We start from the raw sequence: 19,112 nt of genomic DNA, 5'->3' as shown, positions 1-19,112 counted from the left end.
GGGCACATGACCCCAGAAACGGACAGGACCTACCCAACCCCCAACGCCCCGCACGTCGCCGTCCGCGGCGAAGCCACCCTCGAGGTCGAACCCGAACTCGCCCGCATCGCCATCACCGTCAGAGCCCGCGGCGCCGACCGCCGACACACCCTCGACGACCTCACCCGCCGCAACAACCAGGCCCTCGACCTCATCAAAAGCTACGGCGAAGCCGTCGAAAGCCTGGAAACCGGCACCTTCGGCCTCACCCCGGAACTACGCGAAAAAGGCCGCGACCGCGGCGAGAAGATCCGCGCCTACCACGGCAGCGTCCGCATCGGCGCCACCCTCACCGACTTCACCGCCCTCGGCGAACTCACCACCCGCCTCGCCGACCTCGAACTCACCTCCGTCGACGGCCCCTGGTGGACACTGCGCCCCCAGTCACCCGTCTACCGCGAAGCCCGCCAGGAAGCCGTCCGCGACGCCGTCCAGCGCGCCCGCGAATACGCCGAAGCCCTCGGCGCCACCCTCACCGCCCTCATCCAACTCGCCGACGAAGGCGTCCACCAGGCGACCCCCTACCCCCGCCAGGCCCTCGTCGGCATGAGCACCCGCGCCGCCGGCGGCCAGGGCATGGCCGACACGGCCGTTCAGTCTCTCGACCTCGAACCCGAACGGCAGAACGTCCACGCACAAGTCACCGCACAATTCACCATGACCCCGCCGTCGCTCGGCTGACCCCACCCCCGCTCGGTGACCCGGCCCCGCCCGGCCGACCCGGCCGCCCTCCACCCGGCCCCCACCGGCACCCAGCACGCTGCTCACATGAGCACTCCCATGCACGTTCGACACTTGTCAACAACCGTTAATCCAGCCGACGTTGGACAGTCGCCTCCACCCATCTGCCTACCCATCAGTAAGTCATAGGCTCGAAACATGCGCCGAGCAAAAATTGTCTGCACCCTGGGCCCCGCCACCGACAGCTACGACCAGATCAAGGCACTCGTCGAAGCCGGAATGGACGTCGCCCGCCTCAACCTGAGCCACGGCTCCTACCCCGACCACGAGGACCGCTACCACCACGTACGCAAAGCCTCGGAAGAGACCGGACGCAGCATCGGCATCCTCGCCGACCTTCAGGGCCCGAAGATCCGCCTCGGCCGCTTCACCGAAGGCCCCGTACTCCTTGAACGCGGCGACGAATTCACCATCACCGTCGAAGACATCGAAGGCGACCGGCAAACCTGCGGCACCACCTACAAAGGACTCGCCGCCGACGTCACCAAAGGCGAACGCATCCTCGTCGACGACGGCCGCGTCACCCTCGAAGTCACCGAAGTCCAGGGCTCCCGCGTCCACACCATCGTCATCGAAGGCGGCATGGTCTCCGACAACAAGGGACTCAACCTCCCCGGCGTCGCGGTCTCCGTCCCCGCCCTCTCCGAAAAAGACATCGAAGACCTCCGCTGGGCCCTGCGCATCGGCGCCGACATCATCGCCCTCTCCTTCGTCCGCAGCGCCCAGGACGTCATCGACGTCCACCGCATCATGAAGGAAGAGGGACGCCGCGTCCCCGTCATCGCCAAGATCGAAAAGCCGCAGGCCGTCGACAACCTCGAAGAGATCGTCGACGCCTTCGACGGCATCATGGTCGCCCGCGGCGACCTCGGCGTCGAAATGCCCCTCGAAGCCGTCCCCATGGTCCAAAAGCGCGCCATCAAACTCGCCAAGCGCAACGCCAAGCCGGTCATCGTCGCCACCCAGATGCTCGACTCCATGATCGACGCCTCCCGCCCCACCCGCGCCGAAGCCTCCGACGTCGCCAACGCCATCATGGACGGCACCGACGCCGTCATGCTCTCCGGCGAAACCAGCGTCGGTAAACACCCCGTCGAGACCGTCAAGGTCATGGGCCGCATCATCTGCGCCTCCGAAGAAGAGATCCTCTCCTCCGGCCTCCCCCCGCTCACCGAACGCAACAAGCCCCGCACCCAGGGCGGCGCCGTCGCCCGGGCCGCCGCCGAAATGGGTGACTTCCTCGGCGCCAAATACCTCGTCGCCTTCACTCAATCGGGCGACACCGTCCGCCGCCTCTCCCGCTACCGCTCCCCGATCCCCCTCCTCGCCTTCACCCCCGAACCCGCCACCCGCTCCCAGCTCAACCTCACCTGGGGCGTCGAAACCCTCCTCGGCCCCATGGTCCAGACCACCGACGAAATGGTCGACCAGGTCGACGAACAGCTGCTCCGCATCGGCAAGTGCCGCAAGGGCGACGTCGTCGTCATCACCGCCGGCTCCCCGCCCGGCGTCCCCGGCACCACGAACCTCGTGCGCGTACACCACATCGGCGAGGACGACTCCCCGAAGTAGCCGGACCACTCCGTGGGGCTCAGTACGTGGGCCCCACATGCAGGTCCATCAACGCCACGGAGTCGCGGCGTGCGACGGAGACGTTGTAGGGGTCCTTGCCCCGGCGGGTGATCTTCCACTCGACGCCGACGGCGTCGAGGGTGTCGCTGAACAGGGCGCGAATGTCGTCCGACTTGTTGGTGAAGAACTACCGCGGGTACTCGTAGCGCTTCGGCTCACCGCCGACGATCCGGGTGGTCCAGTTGGTGATCCGACACCCGTCGGAGTGGATGAGCCCCCGGATGAACTCCCAGGGGTTTGCGTCGACGATCTCCTGCTGCCAGGTGTCCAAGGCGATGGCCCTCTCATGCTTCTTGCCCGGGGCATGCTGCGGGAAGAGGCACGGCCAGTGCTTGCTGGTGGACGTCGCCATCGTGCAACCCTGCTTGCGCACGCGGCAGACGGCGTTGGCGGGGTGAATCGCGCGGATCGCCGCTTCGCAGGATTCGATGAGACCGGGCCATGCGTCCGCGCAGGCGATTCGGAGGGCGTAGACGCCGCGCGGCTGGGCGCTGAGGCATCCGTCGCCGAGGTAAAGGCCCAGTAAGTACGCGTACGCAGAAGCCGGCTTGGGGGAACGCACCGGGGACTCGCAGCGAACACACGCGCGGGTTCTGACCGGCTCGATGTTGATCCGCCAGTCGCGAAGGGCGGACCGGGAAACCCCTGTGATCTTGCTGACACTGTTCAGGCTCTGGCCTGTCGCCACGAGTCCGAGCGCGCGACCTCGTACTTCCAGATCGTACATACACCCGATGCTGGTCCGTACGCCGCAAAACTTCGCCGATCGAAGCCCTGTTCACCCGACTAAGTGAAGATCGCCAACCATCGGTCAACCTTGGAATCCAAGGTGTAGTGCCCCGGGTCGGACTCGAACCGACACTGTATGGGTTTTGAATCCATTGCCTCATGCCAATTGGGCTACCGGGGCCCCTTCGAAACAGAGGATAGCGGAAACCCTCCGTGGCTCAAACATACCGGAGCTAGGTAGGCTCATGGGGCATTACCCCGCCGTGATCGAGGAGTCCCGTTGAGCGCCGCCGAGCCCATAGACGAGCAGTCGCACGTACCGCCGATGACGACGCGAGTCGTCATCGCCGAGGACGAGGCACTGATCCGGCTCGATCTCAAGGAGATGCTGGAGGAAGAGGGCTACTCCGTCGTCGGCGACTGCGGTGACGGCGAGACCGCCGTCAAGCTCGCGGAGGAGCACCGGCCGGATCTGGTGATCCTGGATGTGAAGATGCCCATCCTGGACGGGATCTCCGCCGCCGAGCTGATCGCGAAGGAGAAGATCGCGCCGGTACTGATGCTGACCGCGTTCTCCCAGCGGGAGCTCGTGGAGCGGGCCCGGGATGCCGGGGCGATGGCGTATCTCGTGAAGCCGTTCAGCAAGAGCGATCTGGTGCCGGCCATAGAGATGGCGGTGAGCCGGTTCCAGGAGTTGCGGGCGCTGGAGCTCGAGGTCGCGGATCTGTCGTTGCGGTTGGAGACCCGGAAGCTGGTGGACCGGGCGAAGAGCGTGCTGCAGACGAAGTACGGCTTGTCGGAGCCGGCGGCGTTCCGCTGGATCCAGAAGACGTCGATGGATCGGCGGATGTCGATGCAGCAGGTGGCGCAGGCCGTGATCGACGAGGTTCCGGAGAAGTAGTCGTCGTACATGAACGAAGGGCCCGCACCGTCGATACGGTGCGGGCCCTTCGTCATGAGGGTGTCAGTCCTCGCCGAGGTACGCCTTCCGCACGGATTCGTCGTGCAGGAGGTTGGAGCCGGTGCCCGACAGGACGATCTTGCCGATCTCCATGACGTGGCCCTGGTCGGCGAGCGAGAGCGCGGCCTGGGCGTTCTGTTCGACGAGCAGGATCGTCGTGCCCTGGGACTTGAGCTCGACGATGGTGTGCATGATCTTCTGCATCATGATCGGGGAGAGGCCCATGGAGGGCTCGTCGAGCATGAGCAGTTTGGGCTGGCACATCAGGGCCCGGCCCATGGCGAGCATCTGCTGTTCACCACCGGAGAGGGTGCCGGCGGCCTGTTTCTGTCGTTCCCCGAGGATGGGGAAGAGTTCGTAGGCGCGCTGGATGTCCTTGGTGATGCCGGCGGTGTCCTTGCGGAGGAACGCGCCGAGTTGCAGGTTCTGCTCGATGGTGAGGCGCGGGAAGATGTGCCGGCCTTCGGGGGAGTGTGCGAGCCCGAGGGAGACGATCTTGTGCGCGGGGACGCGGGCCAGCGGTTGGCCGTCGAAGATGATGCGGCCGGCGGCGGGCTTGATGAGTCCGGACAGGGTCCGGAGGGTGGTGGTCTTGCCCGCGCCGTTGGTGCCGATCAGGGTGACGATCTGGCCGGCCTCGACGCTGAACGAGATGCCCTTGACGGCCTCGATCTTGCCGTAGGCGACGCGCAGGTCCTCGACTTCGAGAAGTGCGGTCATTGGTCGTCCTCCGTCTTGCTGATGTTGCGCGCTTCGGCGGCTTCGATCGCGGCGCCGGCTTCGTCCTCGGGTGCGCCTTCGAAGGGTTCGCCGAGGTAGGCGGCGATGACGCGGTCGTCGCGCTGGACGACCTCGCTGGTGCCTTCGACGAGTTTCTCGCCCTGGACGAGGACGGAGACGCGGTCGCAGAGGTTGAAGATGAAGCGCATGTCGTGCTCGATGACGAGTACGGAGATGCCCTGGTCACGGACGGCGAAGACGAGTTCTTCGGTGGCCCGGGTCTCCTGGGGGTTCATGCCCGCGGTGGGTTCGTCGAGGAGCAGCAGGCCGGGTTCGCTGGCGAGGGCGCGGGCGATTTCGAGCTTGCGCTGTTCGCCGTAGGGCAGGTTGCGGGCGAGGTGTTCCGCTTTGTGGGCGAGCCCGGTGAACTCGAGGAGTTCCATGGCGCGTGCGCGGGATTTCGCTTCGGCGCGGTGGTAGCCGGGTCCGCGGATGAGGGCGGAGAGCAGGCCTTCCCTGGTGCGGGTGTGGCGGCCGACGAGCACGTTCTCCAGGACGGTCATGTTGGCGAAGAGCCGGATGTTCTGGAAGGTGCGGGCGATGCCGGCTTTGGTGACGAGGTGGGGCTTGGGCGGCAGGACGTTGCCCTGGTACTTCACGGTACCTTCGGTGGGCACGTAGAGACCGGTGAGGCAGTTGAAGAAGGTGGTCTTGCCGGCGCCGTTGGGGCCGATGAGGCCGACGATCTCGCCGGTGTTGACGGTGAGGTCGACGTCTCGGACGGCGGTGAGGCCGCCGAAGCGCATGATGACGCCGCTGGCTTCGAGGAGCGGGGTCCCGGCGGGGGCTTTGGTGGTCGTGGTCATGGTGTCTTTCACGCCCCTGCCTTGCCGGGGAGGACCAGTTCGTCGTCCGCGTGGAATTCGAGCTGGCGGCGCCGGTTGGGGATGAGGCCTTCGGGGCGGAATCGCATGAGGAGGATGAGAGCGATGCCGAACGCGAACAGTTCGTAGTTCTGCAGGAATCCGAGCTTCTCGGGGATCAGGTAGAGCAGCGAGGCACCGAGGATCGGGCCGCTGACGGTACCCATGCCGCCGAGGACGACGGCGGCGAGGAGGAAGGCGGAGTTGGGGGGTGCGGCGCCGGCGAACTGGTAGGGGCTGGGCACGACGTTGTAGGTGACGTGTGCGCTGACCGTTCCGGCGAGTCCGGCGAGTGAGGCGCCGAGTGCGAAGGCGATGAGCTTGACGCGGAAGCCGTTGATGCCCATGGCGGTGGCGGCGGTCTCGTCCTCGCGGATGGCGACCCAGGCGCGGCCGATGCGGGAGTTGGCGGAGCGGGTGAAGACCAGGACGACGATGACGGTGATCAGGAGCATCAGCAGGTAGTAGTTGGCGTACCTGCCGAGGGTGAAGCCGCCGATGTCGTGTGCGTCGCCGAGGTTGTAGCCGAACAGCTCCAGGTCGGGGATCTGGGCGATGCCGTTGGGGCCGTTGGTGATCTTCGGTCCTGAGACGCCGTCGAGGCTGTTGACGGCGAGGCGGAAGATTTCACCGAAGCCGAGGGTGACGATGGCCAGGTAGTCGCCGCGCAGTCGCAGGGTCGGTGCGCCGATGAGGACGCCGAAGATGAGTGAGGCGGCCATGCCGGTGAGGGCTGCGGCCCAGAACGGGAACTGGACGCCGGACCAGATGGAGAACTGGGAGCCGGAGACGAGTGCCGCGGCGTAGGCGCCGACGCCGAGGAAGGCGACGTAGCCGAGGTCGAGGAGCCCGGTGAGGCCGACGACGATGTTCAGGCCGAGGGCGACGGTGCCGAAGATGAGGATGTTGACGCCGAGGTTGGCGTAGTGCTCGTCGTTCTGGACGAACGGGTAGGCCAGGGCGGCGGTGAAGCCCATCGCGGAGGCGAAGCTGCGGTGTTCGGCGGTGAGCTGCGAGAACTGCCGGACGAGTCCGGAGGCGCCCAGGCCCCATACGCCGAAGGCGATGAGGATGAGGAGGCCGATGAAGATCTCGGAGTACTGGGTGCCGATGGCGAAGGTGAGCAGTCCGAGGCCGAGGGCCGCGGCGATGGTGATGATGAGGCGTTGGACCCAGCCGGGGAGTGTGCGCGGGTCGTTGACGGGGCGGTCGCTGTGGGCGAGGCGCAGGTCGCGCAGGGCCCGGTAGCCGCGGCGGGCGGTTTCGTTGTTGGCGAATCGGCCCAGTTCGTAGAACTCGCCGTCGGCGGGCAGTGCGGGCTGCCGGTCGAGGGGCAGGGCGAGGGCGCCGATGACGAGCACGAGGGTGCCGACGGCGGCGATGACGGCGCCGGGGTCGAGGTTGGCGAGGCCGCCGAGCTCGTAGGTGATGGCGATCACCGTGTACCAGGTGGTGCCGAAGGTGCCGAGGGCGAGGAGCAGAACGGAGTTCTGCGAGCGGCTGGGGTTCAGCCAGCCCAGGCCTTTGGTCCCGAACGCGGCGAGCGCGAAGAGGATGGTGAGCAGGGCGCCGGCCAGCGTCAGTACCTGGAGTCCGCCGGGGTAGCCGGTGACGGTGAGGTCGCCGGGGAAGGCGGTGGTGTAGGTCCAGGACAGGAAGGTGGAGACGGCGCTGATGGCGGCGCCGGCCAGGGTGACGGCCCGTGCCGCGCCGAGGGGCAGCGGGATGAGCGGTGCGGTCCGGTATTTCGCGGCCGGGAGGGTGTCCACGGAGGCGAGGGAGAGGTCGGTCATGCGATCACGCCCTGTCCGCGACGCGTTCGCCGAGCAGGCCCTGGGGACGGACGAGCAGCACGACGATGAGGAGGACGAAGGCCCAGACGTTGGCCCAGCTGCCGCCGCCGAGCTGTTCCATTCCGGGGATGTTGGAGATGTAGGCGGAGGCGCAGGATTCGGCGATGCCGAGTACGAGTCCGCCGAGCATGGCTCCGTAGATGTTGCCGATGCCGCCGAGGACGGCCGCGGTGAAGGCCTTGAGGCCGGCTTGGAAGCCCATGTCGTACTTGACCTGGCCGTACTTGAGGCCGGAGGCGACGGCGGCGACGGCGGCGAAGAAGGCGCCGATCGCGAAGGCTATGACGATGATGCGGTTGGTGTCGATGCCCATGAGCTGTGCGGTGTCCGGGTCCTGCGCGGTGGCCTGCATGGCGCGGCCGGTGCGGCTGGTGCGGACGAAGGCGGCGAGGCCGGCCATGCAGATCACGGCGACGACGACGAGGAAGATGTCACCGCTCTGGATGCTGACGGAGCCGACGTGGAAGGGGCCGCCGGGCAGTTGGGGGAAGGTGAGGGCGTTGTCGGCCTTGGGGTACCAGTTGAAGACCGCCTGCTGGAGGGCGAGGGAGAGCCCGATGGCGGTGATCAGTGGTGCGAGCCGTGGGGCTCCTCGCAGCGGTCGGTAGGCGAAGCGTTCCGCGCCGATGGCGATGAGGACGGCGACGAGGGAGCCGCCGATCAGCATCAGCGGCAGCGCGACCCAGATGGACGTGCCGTCGGGGAGACTTGTGTAGACCGTGAGGGCGCCGAACCCGCCGGTCATGAAGATCTCGCCGTGGGCGAAGTTGATGAGCTGGACGATGCCGTACACCATCGTGTAGCCGATGGCGATGAGCCCGTACATCGAGCCGAGGAACAGCCCGTTGGCCAGCTGTTGCGGCAGGGTGTTCACCGCATGGCCTCCATGTCGCTGAGGGGAGCAGGGGGACGGTCAGGGGTATACCGGGGTATGCGCGGGCCGCGCGGTCGGTGGTGACCAGCCGCGCGGCCCGGGGTGCTGCGGGAGAGAGGTCAGCCGGTGTAGGTGCCGCTCTTCACGGCCTCCCACTTGCCGCTCTTGACCTGGTACACGGTGAGCTGCTTGTTGGTGGTGTCGCCGTACTGGTCGAAGGAGACGTGTCCGGCGATGCCTTCGAAGTCGGTCTTCTGAACGGCTTCGACGACCTTGCCGCGGGCGTCCTTGATGCTTCCGAGCTTGCCGCCGTTGGCGTCCATGACGGCCTTGACGCCCTTGATGATGGCGGTCGCGGCGTCGTAGGAGTAGCCGCCGTAGGTGCCGTAGTCGCCCGGGTAGCCCTTGGACTTGTACGTGGCGATGAAGTCCTTGGCGCCCTGGAGGGTGGTGACCGGGACACCGACGGAGGTGGAGAGGTCGCCTTCGGCGGCTGCGCCGGCGGTCTTGATGTAGGTGTCGGAGAACATTCCGTCACCGCCCATCAGGGGGATGTTGACGCCGGCGGCCTTGAGCTGCTTGGTGACCAGCTCGGACTCGTCGTACTGGCCGCCGTAGTAGACCATGTCGGCGCCGGAGTTCTTGATCTTGGTGACGAGGGTGGAGTAGTCGGTGTCACCGGTGTTGACGTGGTCCGCGCCCGCGATCTTGCCGCCGAGGGTGCCGAACTTGCCCTTGAAGATGCCGGCGAGGCCGGCGCCGTAGGTCTGCTTGTCGTCGACGATGTACGCCTTCTGCTTGTGCAGCGTGTTGAAGGCGTAGTCGGCGGCGAAGCCGCCCTGCAGGGCGTCCGTGGTGGCGGTACGGAAGTAGGTCTTGAAGGGGCGGACCTTGTTGCCGGTCGCCCACTCCTTGCCCTGGGTCAGGGTGGGGTTGGTGTTGGACGGCGAGATCTCGACCATGTTCTCCGTGTTGAACACCTGCTGCATCGACTGGGCGACGCCGGAGTTCAGGGGGCCGACGACGCCGATGACGTCCTTGTCGGAGACGAGCGCGGTGGCGTTCTGCTGGCCGGAGGCGGGCAGTGCCTTGTCGTCGAGGGCCTTGATCTTGAAGGTCACGCCGGGTACGAGCTTCTTGGCGTTCGCGTCGTCGACCGCGATCTGCACGCCGTACTGGATGCCGAGGCCGGTCGCCGAGTTCGCGCCGGTGAGCGGGGCGTCGACTCCGATGACGACGGTGGTGGTCGCGCCGTCGTCCTTCTTGCCGTCGTCGCTGCGGGACCCGCAGGCGGTAAGTGTGAGGGCCCCAGTGGTGAGCACGGAGGTCAGTATCAGCAAGGAACGGTGTCGCACGATCAGTCCTTTCCCCTGGCGCGGCCTGCTCTGGTGAGAGGCCGAGTCGTGCGCTGGAACCCGAACTGACAAATCCGGTGGCGCGGTGACTGGCCGTGACTCTAGGCCTGTGTGGGGAACTCGGGCAGCGGTGCGGGAAGAGTGTGACTGTCTTGTTATGCCGGATGGAAACTCTTGAGCTTTTGTTGAGGTTCAGTGAGGCGTTTGCGTAGTTTTGTCCCCCTGTCCGCATGTTTTATGGCGATGTCCGGATAGCGAGAACCCGCACTTCCGCTACGGGATGGAAGAGCCGCTGGTGGGGGTCGGGCGGCAGATTCGGTGCAGAAAGACGGAGAGGTCGCGGGGATAGCCGCCGCCGAAGATGAAGCTCTGATTCTGTTTTGCGCGCGTGTTACGCAGTGTTACGTCCAGGACCGGCAGATCGGCGTCGAGCGGTAGCCCTGCGCATTTGCGAACCACCATCTTTATCGTGATGTGCCGGGTTGTTCCCTGCTTCACCGTGAAGGGCGGCGCGGGGTCGATTTCGGTACCGACTCCCTCGAATGAGGGAGTAACGGCGAGAATCGTCACCGGAGTTCCGTCCCGCACGGTCACCACGAAACCGAACACCCCGGAGACGACCAGGGACATGGGCGGCGGACGTCCGGCCTCGTAGGCGATGTAGGTGACTTGCGAGGGCCACGGGCCCGGGTCCGGCACCGGCTCGGGGGTGCGCATCGCGTGGCCGAGGCCGATGACCGTGACGGCGGCGAGGGCCGCGGTGGCGGCCAGGACCGTACGGCGTCCCCGGTCGGACAGCGCGGCCCGGCGTATTTCCCAGCGGTTCAGCCAATGGCCGTGCGGGCGCGGCGAGTTGACTGTGGGTGTACCGGTGGTGGGGCCCTCCACCGGGCCGATGCCGCTCATCGCGCCCCGGCCCGGTCGCGGCCGGGCGCGGAGGGGCGCCGCGCGTGCCGGATCCCTGCTGCCGCCATGGCCGCCCCCCTGTCAAAAAGCTAGGGCCTCCGGGCCGGCGCGACAACGGTGCGGGCCCGGCCGGTGGGTCAGGCCGTGGTGGTGCTGGGGCTGGCGGGGCGCAGCATGCAGGTGAGGCGGGCGGTACAGACCCGCTTGCCGTTCTCCTCGGTGATGACGACCTCGTAGGTGGCCGAGGACCGGCCGCGGTGGACGGGGGTGGCGACGCCGGTGACGAGGCCGGAGCGGATGCCGCGGTGGTGGGTGGCGTTCAGGTCCACGCCGACGGCGAGCTTGCCGGGGCCGCCGTGCAGCATCGCGCCGACGGAGGCCAGCGTCTCGGCCAGCACGGCGGAGGCGCCGCCGTGCAGCAGGCCGTAGGGCTGGGTGTTGCCCTCGACGGGCATGGTGCCGACGACCCGGTCGGGGGACGCCTCGGTGATCTGGATGCTCATGCGCTCACCGAGGTGGCCGGCCGAGAACAGGGCGGGCAGGTCGAGGCCGAGGCCGGACCACTGCGCCAGGATCTCCTGCGGGAACTGCGTGCTCGTCTGCTCGCCCATGCGGCCGGCTCCGATCGTCATCGTTCGGTGGTGTCGGTGGTGTCGGTGGATCAGTGAATCGGTGTACTGGTCAGCTTTCTACCTGACGGTAGTCACGAACCGTGCACCGGGGCTGTCCGCTCCAGGCGGACGACCACCGACTTCGACGCCGGGGTGTTGCTGGTGTCCGCGGTGTGGTCGAGGGGCACCAGGACGTTCGTCTCCGGGTAGTAGGCGGCCGCGCAGCCGCGCGGGGTCGGGTAGTGCACCACCCGGAAGCCGTCGGCGCGGCGTTCGCTGCCGTCGGTCCACTCGCTGACGAGGTCGGCGTAGGAGCCGTCGGGCAGGCCGAGGGCCGCGGCGTCCGCGGGGTTGACCATGACGACGCGGCGGCCGCCCTTGATGCCCCGGTAGCGGTCGTCGAGGCCGTAGATGGTGGTGTTGTACTGGTCGTGCGACCGCAGGGTCTGCAGCAGCAGTCGGCCCTCGGGGACGGCCGGGTACTCGACGGGCGACGTGGTGAAGTTGGCCTTGCCGTTGGCGGTGGGGAAGGTGCGGCTGTCGCGCGGGGCGTGCGGCAGGGTGAAGCCGCCGGGGTGGCGGACCTTGGTGTTGAAGTCGTCGAAGCCGGGCACGACGCGGGAGATCCGGTCGCGCACCAGGTCGTAGTCGGCTTCGAGCGCGGCCCACGGGACGGCGGTGTCGTCGCCGAAGGTGGCGAGGGCGAGCCGGCAGACGATCGCGGTCTCCGACAGCAGGTGTGGGGAGGCGGGCCGCAGGGCGCCGTGCGAGGCGTGCACCATGCCCATGGAGTCCTCGACGGTGACGAACTGGTCGCCGCTTCCCTGGGTGTCCTTCTCGGTGCGTCCCAGGGTGGGCAGGATCAGGGCGCGCGATCCGGTGATGACGTGCGAGCGGTTGAGTTTCGTCGACACGTGCACGGTCAGCGCCGCGTTGCGCATCGCGGCCTCGGTGACCTCGGTGTCGGGGGAGGCGGCCACGAAGTTGCCGCCCATGGCGAAGAAGACCTTCGCCGTGCCGTCGCGCAGCGCGCGGATGGCGCGTACGACGTCGAGGCCGTGGTCGCGCGGCGGCGCGAAGCCGAACTCCTTCTCCAGCGCGTCGAGGAAGGCGGGGGCGGGGCGTTCGAAGATGCCCATCGTGCGGTCGCCCTGCACGTTGCTGTGGCCCCGCACCGGGCACACGCCGGCGCCGGGGCGGCCGATGTTGCCACGCAGCAGCAGGAAGTTGACGACTTCCTTGATGGTGGGGACGGCGTGCTTGTGCTGGGTCAGGCCCATCGCCCAGCACACGACGACGCTCTTGGCGTCCAGGACCATGGCGAGCAGCCGGTCGATCTCCGTGCGCTCCAGGCCGGTGGCGCGCAGCACCTCGTCCCAGTCGGTGGTGCGCGCGGCCGCGGCGAACTCCTCGTAGCCGTGCGTGTGCTCGTCGATGAAGGGGCGGTCGACGGCGCCGGCTTCGACCAGCAGCCGGTTCAGGGCGCGGAAGAGCGCCTGGTCCCCGCCGAGCCGGATCTGCAGGAACAGATCGGTCAGCGCGGTGCCGGAGCCGGCGAGGCCGCGGGCGTTCTGCGGGTTCTTGAACCGCTCCAGGCCCGCTTCGGGCAGCGGGTTGACGGTGACGATCTTCGCGCCCTGCTGCTTGGCCTTCTCCAGGGCCGACAGCATCCGGGGATGGTTGGTGCCCGGGTTCTGCCCGGCGACGATGATGAGGTCGGCGCGGTAGAGGTCCTCCAGGAGCACGCTGCCCTTGCCGACACCGATGGTCTCGGTGAGCGCGGAGCCCGAGGACTCGTGGCACATGTTCGAGCAGTCCGGCAGGTTGTTGGTGCCCAGCCGGCGCGCGAAGAGCTGGTACAGGAACGCGGCTTCGTTGCTGGTGCGCCCGGAGGTGTAGAAGACGGCCTCGTCGGGCGACGCGAGCGAGCGCAGCTCCTGGGCGACGATGTCGAAGGCCCGCTCCCAGGGCACCGGCACGTAGTGGTCGGCGCCTTCCGCCAGGTACATCGGCTGGGTGAGCCGGCCCTGCTGGCCCAGCCAGTAGCCGCTGCGCCGGGCCAGGTCGGAGACCGGGTGCGCGGCGAAGAAGTCGGGCGTGACCCGGCGCAGCGTCGCCTCCTCGGCGACAGCCTTGGCACCGTTCTCGCAGAACTCGGCCTTGTGGCGGTGCTCGGGCTCGGGCCAGGCGCAGCCGGGGCAGTCGAAGCCGTCCTTCTGGTTGACCTTGAGCAGGGTGAGCGCGGTGCGGCGCACGCCCATCTGCTGCTGGGCCATGCGCAGGCTGTGCCCGACCGCGGGCAGCCCCGCGGCGGCGTGCTGCGGTGCTGTGACGTCGGGTGCGTCCTGTACGGGGTCGCCCGCGGGGGGTTTCGCTGCCATGTGTCCGATCCTGCCACGCGCGAGGGACGGCCGCTCCGGCGCGTCCTGCCCCACCGGCGGGCGTTGGCGGGGGTTGGCGGGGGTTGTCAGTGGGTCGTGGGAGTATCGAGGACGTGGCAGCAAAGGCATCGAAGACGAGCGAAGCGACCGGCACGGCATCCGCGGCGGGAGAACGGCCGCGGCTGCTCCTGCTCGACGGGCATTCCCTGGCGTACCGGGCGTTCTACGCCCTGCCGGTGGAGAACTTCAACACCGCCACCGGCCAGCCGACGAACGCCGTGTACGGCTTCACGTCGATGCTGGCGAACACGTTGCGTGACGAGAAGCCGACGCATCTGGGCGTCGCCTTCGACGTGTCGCGCAAGACGTGGCGGTTCGACGAGTTCCCCGAGTACAAGGCGACCCGTTCGAAGACCCCCGACGAGTTCCGCAGCCAGGTGGAGCTGATCGGCGAGCTGCTGGACGCGATGGGCGTCAAGCGGTTCGCGGTGGATAAGTACGAGGCGGACGACATCATCGCCACGCTGGCCACGCAGGCGGAGGCCGCGGGGTTCGACGTCCTCATCGTGACCGGTGACCGGGACGCGTTCCAGCTCGTCAGCGAGCACACGACGGTGCTGTACCCGACCAAGGGCGTCTCGGAGCTGACCCGGTTCACCCCCGCGAAGGTCGAGGAGAAGTACGGCCTGTCGCCGTCGCAGTACCCGGACTTCGCGGCGCTGCGCGGCGACCCGTCGGACAACCTGCCCGGGATCCCCGGGGTGGGGGAGAAGACCGCCACCAAGTGGATCACCCAGTTCGGGTCGTTCGCGGCGCTGATGGAGCGGGCGGACGAGGTCAAGGGCAAGGCGGGGGAGAACCTGCGCGCGCACCTGGACGCGGTCAAGCTCAACCGCCGGCTGACCGAGATGGTGCGCGACGTCGAGCTGCCGTGCGGCCCGGCGGAGCTGGAGCGCGCGGCGTACGACCGCGATGCGCTGCACATCGTGCTGGACACCCTGGAGTTCCGTAACCAGAACTTCCGGGACCGGCTGTTCGGCGTGGATCCGGGGGCGCGCGAGGAAGAGGCCCAGGTCGCCGAGGGCGTCGCCGTGGAGGGCGCGCAGCTCGAAGAGGGCGGCCTGCGCGCGTGGCTGGACGGGCACGGCGGCGAGCCGCTCGGCATGGCCACCGTCGACACGTGGGCGCTGGGCAGCGGCACCGTCACCCAGGTCGCGCTGGCCGGGGCCGAGGGCCCCGCTCTGTGGTTCGACCCCGCGCAACTGGCCGAGGCGGACGAGAAGGTGTTCGCGGCCTGGATCGCGGACGCCGCCCGTCCCAAGGTGCTGCACAACGCGAAGAACGTGATGCGGGTCTTCGCCGAGCACGGCTGGACCGTCGCCGGTGTCACCACGGACACCGCGCTGGCCGCCTATCTGATCAAGCCGGGCCGCCGTTCCTTCGCCCTGGACGCACTGTCGGTGGAGTACCTGGGCCGCGAGCTGGCACCGGCCGGCGCCGAGAGCGGGCAGCTGGCCTTCGGCGAGGAGCAGGAGGACTCCGCGGCGCTGGACGCGCTGATGGCGCAGGCGCGTACGGTCCTGGACCTCGGCACCGCGTTCACCGGCCGGCTGGAGCAGGACGGCGCGACGGGACTGCTGCGGGACGTGGAGCTGCCGACGTCGGCGCTGCTCGCCCAGATGGAGCGGTCGGGGATCGCGGCCGACCGCGCGCACCTGGAGGCCCTGGAACAGCGCTTCGCCGACGCCGTGCAGCACGCGGTGGCCGAGGCGCACGCCGCGGTGGGCCACGAGTTCAACCTCGGCTCGCCCAAGCAGCTCCAGGAGGTGCTCTTCGGGGAGCTGGGCCTGCCGAAGACCAAGAAGACCAAGACCGGTTTCACCACGGACGCCGACGCTTTGGCGTGGCTGGCCGCGCAGACGGACCACGAGCTGCCGGTGATCATGCTGCGCCACCGCGAGCAGGCCAAGCTGCGGGTGACGGTCGAGGGTTTGATCAAGACGATCGCGCCCGACGGACGGATCCACACCACGTTCAGCCAGACCGTGGCCGCCACCGGCCGGCTGTCGTCCACCGACCCCAATCTGCAGAATGTGCCGGTCCGTACCGACGAGGGCCGCGAGATCCGGCGGGGCTTCGTCGTCGGCGAGGGCTTCGAGTCGCTGCTGACGGCGGACTACAGCCAGATCGAACTGCGGGTGATGGCCCACCTGTCGGAGGACGCGGGCCTGATCGACGCGTTCAACACCGGCGAGGACCTGCACACCACCGTCGGCTCGCACGTCTTCAGCGTCCCCAAGGACGCGGTGGACGCCGAGATGCGCCGCAAGATCAAGGCCATGTCGTACGGCCTGGCCTACGGGCTGTCCGCGTTCGGCCTGTCGCAGCAGCTGGGGATCTCCCCGGGTGAGGCGGGCGCGCTGATGGACACCTACTTCGAGCGGTTCGGCGGAGTGCGGGACTATCTGCAGCGCGTGGTGGAGGAGGCCCGCGGCACCGGCTACACCGAGACGCTGCTGGGCCGCCGCCGCTACCTGCCCGACCTCAACAGCGACAACCGGCAGCGCCGCGAGATGGCCGAGCGAATGGCGCTGAACGCGCCGATCCAGGGCTCGGCCGCCGACATCGTCAAGCTCGCGATGCTCCGGGTCGGCGAGGCGCTCACCGAGGAGAAGCTGGCCTCGCGGATGCTCCTGCAGGTGCACGACGAAATCGTGGTGGAGGTAGCGCCGGGCGAGCGCGAGCGCGTCGAGAAGCTGGTGCGCCGCGAGATGGCCGGCGCCTACCCGCTGCGGGCCCCGCTCGATGTCTCGGTGGGCGTCGGCAAGGACTGGGAGTCCGCGGCCCACTGACGGCGCCGCCCACGGCGAAGGCGGGCGGCGGCCGCGTACAGCAGCGCGCCGCCCGCCAGCCCGGCCCCCGCGCCGAAGGCCGCCGTGGGCACCACGTCGCCGATCGACGTCGGGGCCCTGACGTCGTACTCCCGCAGGCAGCGGACGACCGAGCCCGCCACCGCGCAACCGCCCAGCAGCACGACACCGACCGTCCGCCCGCGGACCGTCAGCCGCGGCAGCCGGGCCGGCGGCGGCCCGTTCGGGACGGCGCGCAGCGCGCGGGCGGTGAACGCCGCCAGCACCACCAGCGCCACCGCGGAACTGCCGTACTGCAGCCACTGGTAGAGCTGCTGCCCGTGCACCACGGTGTTCAGCACCGGCAGCATCCGCACCCCCCACCGCCCGTAGTGCGTGAAGGTGTCCCACCCGACATGGGTGGCCGCGCCGATCGTCGCCGAGACCCAGAACCAGCCCGCCGCGCGCGGCGACCACGCCCGCCGGCCGCTGCCGCCGAACAGCGCCCCGGCCCGCCCCTGCGACCGCTCCGGCAGCAGCGCCAGCAGCGGATCGCGCAGCAACAGCCAGCCGCCCACCAGCCCCGCGGCGATCAGCGGATCGAGGGTCGGGACCGCCGCCGGCGAGTGCGTCACCACCCCGAACCGGAAGACACCGGGCACCACCGATGCGGCGAAGTACGGCATGTCGGGGGCGAAGGAACCCGCGACGAGCGCCGCCGCGACCAGCGGCCCGCGGGCGGTCCCGTTCCGGCTCAGCCCCGGCAGTACCGCTGCCGCGTGGCTCAGGGTGAACGGCATCAAACCCCCTCGTGAAGTGATCCCTTCCGACCAGTATGCGGAGTACCGCACGGTGGATGCGCGCCGGAAGTTCCCGTAGGGTCCGTGGGGTTGCGGCGCGGTAACGCGCCCATCTCGCACGTGGGAGGGACTGCGGACATGGCGTCGCGATACGGACGACGGATACGCGCGATCCGCAGGGGCGCGGCGGGCACGGCGGTCGCGGCACTGGCGGTCGCGGCGCTCAGCGCCTCGCAGGCACCCGGCTTCGTCCAGGCGGAGCGCGCCCGCAACGCCGTCCCCAAGCCGCCACCCGGCCCGCAGATCGACGGCGGGTCGCCGTTCTACAGCGCCCTGCCGCCCGAGGGAACCTCCAGCGGTCTGGCCGTGGGCGGGACTTCGGCCACCACACCCCCGGGCGGCGGCACGGGCATCGACACCGGCGGCACAGGTCTGCCCGGCACGGTGCTCGACGCCTACCGCAAGGCGCAGCTGTCCGTCGCGACCTCCGACCCGGGCTGCAAGCTGCCCTGGGAGCTGCTCGCCGCGATCGGACAGGTCGAATCCGGTCAGGCCGACGGCGGCGCCGTCGACGCGAAGGGCACCACGTACAAGCCGATCCTGGGCCCGGTGCTGGACGGCACCGGTTTCGCGAACATATCGGACACCGACAGCGGCGCCTACGACGGGGACACCGTCCACGACCGTGCGGTCGGCCCGATGCAGTTCATCCCGTCCACCTGGGCCAGTTGGGGAGCCGACGGCAACGCGGACGGCGTGAAGGACCCGAACAACATCTACGACGCGGCCCTCGCCGCCGGCCATTACCTGTGCGCGGACGACCGTGACCTGTCGGTCTCCACGGACATCGACCGCGCGATCCTCGGCTACAACCACTCGCAGGACTATCTGCACACGGTCCGGGCCTGGTACCAGCACTTCAAGGACCAGGGTGCCGTCGCTGTCCCGGACAGCGGCCGCACGCCGGGCGCGGGCACCGCCCCGAGGAGTTCGACGCCGGCCACCACCGTGCCGAAGCCGAGCACCAGCCCGTCCGCGACGGCCACCGGCTCCGTCTCGCCGGCGCCGACCGCCACCGGCCGGCCGACCCCGCCGACCACCGGTCCCGGGACGCCCACCGGAACCCCCACCGGCACCGCCTCGCCGTCGCCCACCCCGACGGACAGCGGGAGCCCCACCCCAGGTTGCCCGACGCCGACGCCGACGCCCACGCCGACCGGTTCCGCCTCGCCGTCGCCCACCCCGACCGACACCCCGACGCCGACGCCCACGCCGACGCCGACCGATGGCTCGTGCCCCACACCCACGCCGACCACGTCCCCGACGCCGACGCCGACCGCGACGGACGCCACGACCGCGGCCGCCGGCCCGAGCGCGGCCCCGTCGACCGGCGCGGCGGCACCTGCCGCCAACTGACCCGAGGCCTGTCGGCCCCGTACGACCCGAGCCCGGCCCCGCCCTTCACGGCGGGGCCGGGCTCGTTCGCGCGGTGGCCGCATTCGATCGGTAGAACCTGTTCTCATCTGATCCCCCGATTGCTACGGTGCCCCGGCCCAGCCGACGTCGTCGTCCACAAGGGAGGTCCGGCCATGCGCGCTCTGATCGCCGCAGCCATCGGACTCGCCGTTGCTCTCGTGTGCGTGTTCGGGCTGACCCTCGTCGGATCGCCCACCGGCAAGACCTCGCCCAAGCCGCTGCTGACCACGATCCCCAGCCACCCGTAGCCACAAAGGAGGGG

At 69.3% G+C, this 19,112-nt stretch carries 15 protein-coding genes, 1 tRNA gene and 1 pseudogene; 6 read left to right on the top strand and 11 right to left on the bottom strand.

Translation table 11 applies throughout. The annotated features are described in order from the left end of the window. The first annotated feature begins 6 nt into the window (after nt 1-6). Both AC07DC_RS26355 and pyk read left to right on the top strand, forming a co-directional pair. Entirely contained in the window at nt 7-720 is a 714-nt protein-coding gene (locus AC07DC_RS26355) for an SIMPL domain-containing protein (RefSeq protein ID WP_478916963.1), read from the top strand. 198 nt (nt 721-918) lie between these two features. Further along, complete coding sequence (pyk, locus tag AC07DC_RS26350; RefSeq protein WP_478916962.1) at nt 919-2,352, top strand: pyruvate kinase; 1,434 nt, start codon at nt 919-921, stop codon at nt 2,350-2,352. A gap of 19 nt (nt 2,353-2,371) precedes the next feature. Here pyk and AC07DC_RS26345 read toward each other — a convergent pair. Beyond that, nucleotides 2,372-3,139 (bottom strand): annotated as a pseudogene (locus tag AC07DC_RS26345) (transcriptional regulator). Between the two features lie 108 nt (nt 3,140-3,247). Beyond that, nucleotides 3,248-3,322: transfer RNA gene (locus AC07DC_RS26340), tRNA-Leu, on the bottom strand. A 144-nt stretch (nt 3,323-3,466) separates the two neighbouring features. On the opposite strand from AC07DC_RS26340, the gene AC07DC_RS26335 reads away from it, so the two are divergent. Further along, nucleotides 3,467-4,042: an ANTAR domain-containing response regulator gene (locus AC07DC_RS26335; protein ID WP_478917123.1), complete on the top strand. Its 576-nt coding sequence runs from the start codon at nt 3,467-3,469 to the stop codon at nt 4,040-4,042. 63 nt (nt 4,043-4,105) lie between these two features. On the opposite strand, the gene AC07DC_RS26330 is transcribed toward AC07DC_RS26335, so the two are convergent. The 8 genes from AC07DC_RS26330 to AC07DC_RS26295 form a co-directional block, all read right to left on the bottom strand. Further along, nucleotides 4,106-4,822 (bottom strand): ABC transporter ATP-binding protein, encoded by a 717-nt coding sequence (locus AC07DC_RS26330; RefSeq protein ID WP_478916961.1) that lies wholly within the window; start codon nt 4,820-4,822, stop codon nt 4,106-4,108. Beyond that, nucleotides 4,819-5,688 (bottom strand): ABC transporter ATP-binding protein, encoded by an 870-nt coding sequence (locus AC07DC_RS26325; RefSeq protein ID WP_478916960.1) that lies wholly within the window; start codon nt 5,686-5,688, stop codon nt 4,819-4,821. Before AC07DC_RS26325 ends, AC07DC_RS26330 begins: the two co-directional genes overlap by 4 nt. Nucleotides 5,689-5,696: 8 nt before the next feature. Next, a complete protein-coding gene (locus AC07DC_RS26320; protein ID WP_478916959.1) occupies nt 5,697-7,538 on the bottom strand; it encodes a branched-chain amino acid ABC transporter permease in 1,842 nt (613 codons plus the stop codon). A gap of 4 nt (nt 7,539-7,542) precedes the next feature. After that, entirely contained in the window at nt 7,543-8,472 is a 930-nt protein-coding gene (locus AC07DC_RS26315) for a branched-chain amino acid ABC transporter permease (RefSeq protein WP_478916958.1), read from the bottom strand. Between the two features lie 119 nt (nt 8,473-8,591). After that, on the bottom strand, nt 8,592-9,812 hold the full coding sequence (locus tag AC07DC_RS26310; protein ID WP_478917122.1) for a branched-chain amino acid ABC transporter substrate-binding protein: 1,221 nt from the start codon (nt 9,810-9,812) through the stop codon (nt 8,592-8,594). A 288-nt stretch (nt 9,813-10,100) separates the two neighbouring features. After that, entirely contained in the window at nt 10,101-10,733 is a 633-nt protein-coding gene (locus AC07DC_RS26305) for a hypothetical protein (RefSeq protein WP_478916957.1), read from the bottom strand. 137 nt (nt 10,734-10,870) lie between these two features. Continuing rightward, complete coding sequence (locus AC07DC_RS26300) at nt 10,871-11,344, bottom strand: PaaI family thioesterase (protein ID WP_478917121.1); 474 nt, start codon at nt 11,342-11,344, stop codon at nt 10,871-10,873. A 92-nt stretch (nt 11,345-11,436) separates the two neighbouring features. Beyond that, complete coding sequence (locus AC07DC_RS26295; protein ID WP_478916956.1) at nt 11,437-13,725, bottom strand: FdhF/YdeP family oxidoreductase; 2,289 nt, start codon at nt 13,723-13,725, stop codon at nt 11,437-11,439. A 113-nt stretch (nt 13,726-13,838) separates the two neighbouring features. Between AC07DC_RS26295 and polA the strand changes: the two genes are divergently transcribed. Beyond that, nucleotides 13,839-16,577 carry a DNA polymerase I gene (polA, locus tag AC07DC_RS26290; protein WP_478916955.1) on the top strand — a complete coding sequence of 913 codons (2,739 nt, stop codon included), beginning with the start codon at nt 13,839-13,841 and terminating at the stop codon, nt 16,575-16,577. Here polA and AC07DC_RS26285 read toward each other — a convergent pair. Then, a complete protein-coding gene (locus tag AC07DC_RS26285; protein WP_478916954.1) occupies nt 16,508-17,374 on the bottom strand; it encodes a DUF4184 family protein in 867 nt (288 codons plus the stop codon). The genes polA and AC07DC_RS26285 overlap by 70 nt on opposite strands. Nucleotides 17,375-17,512: 138 nt before the next feature. Between AC07DC_RS26285 and AC07DC_RS26280 the strand changes: the two genes are divergently transcribed. Further along, nucleotides 17,513-18,790, top strand: a complete 1,278-nt coding sequence (locus tag AC07DC_RS26280; protein WP_478916952.1) for a lytic transglycosylase domain-containing protein — start codon at nt 17,513-17,515, stop codon at nt 18,788-18,790. Between the two features lie 173 nt (nt 18,791-18,963). Continuing rightward, entirely contained in the window at nt 18,964-19,098 is a 135-nt protein-coding gene (locus tag AC07DC_RS26275; protein WP_478916951.1) for an SPW_0924 family protein, read from the top strand. Nucleotides 19,099-19,112: the final 14 nt, after the last annotated feature.

Source organism: Streptomyces sp. NPDC045021 (assembly GCF_056432645.1).
Note: the sequence above shows the minus strand (reverse complement) of the source record. Positions and strands in the feature narration are given on the sequence as shown.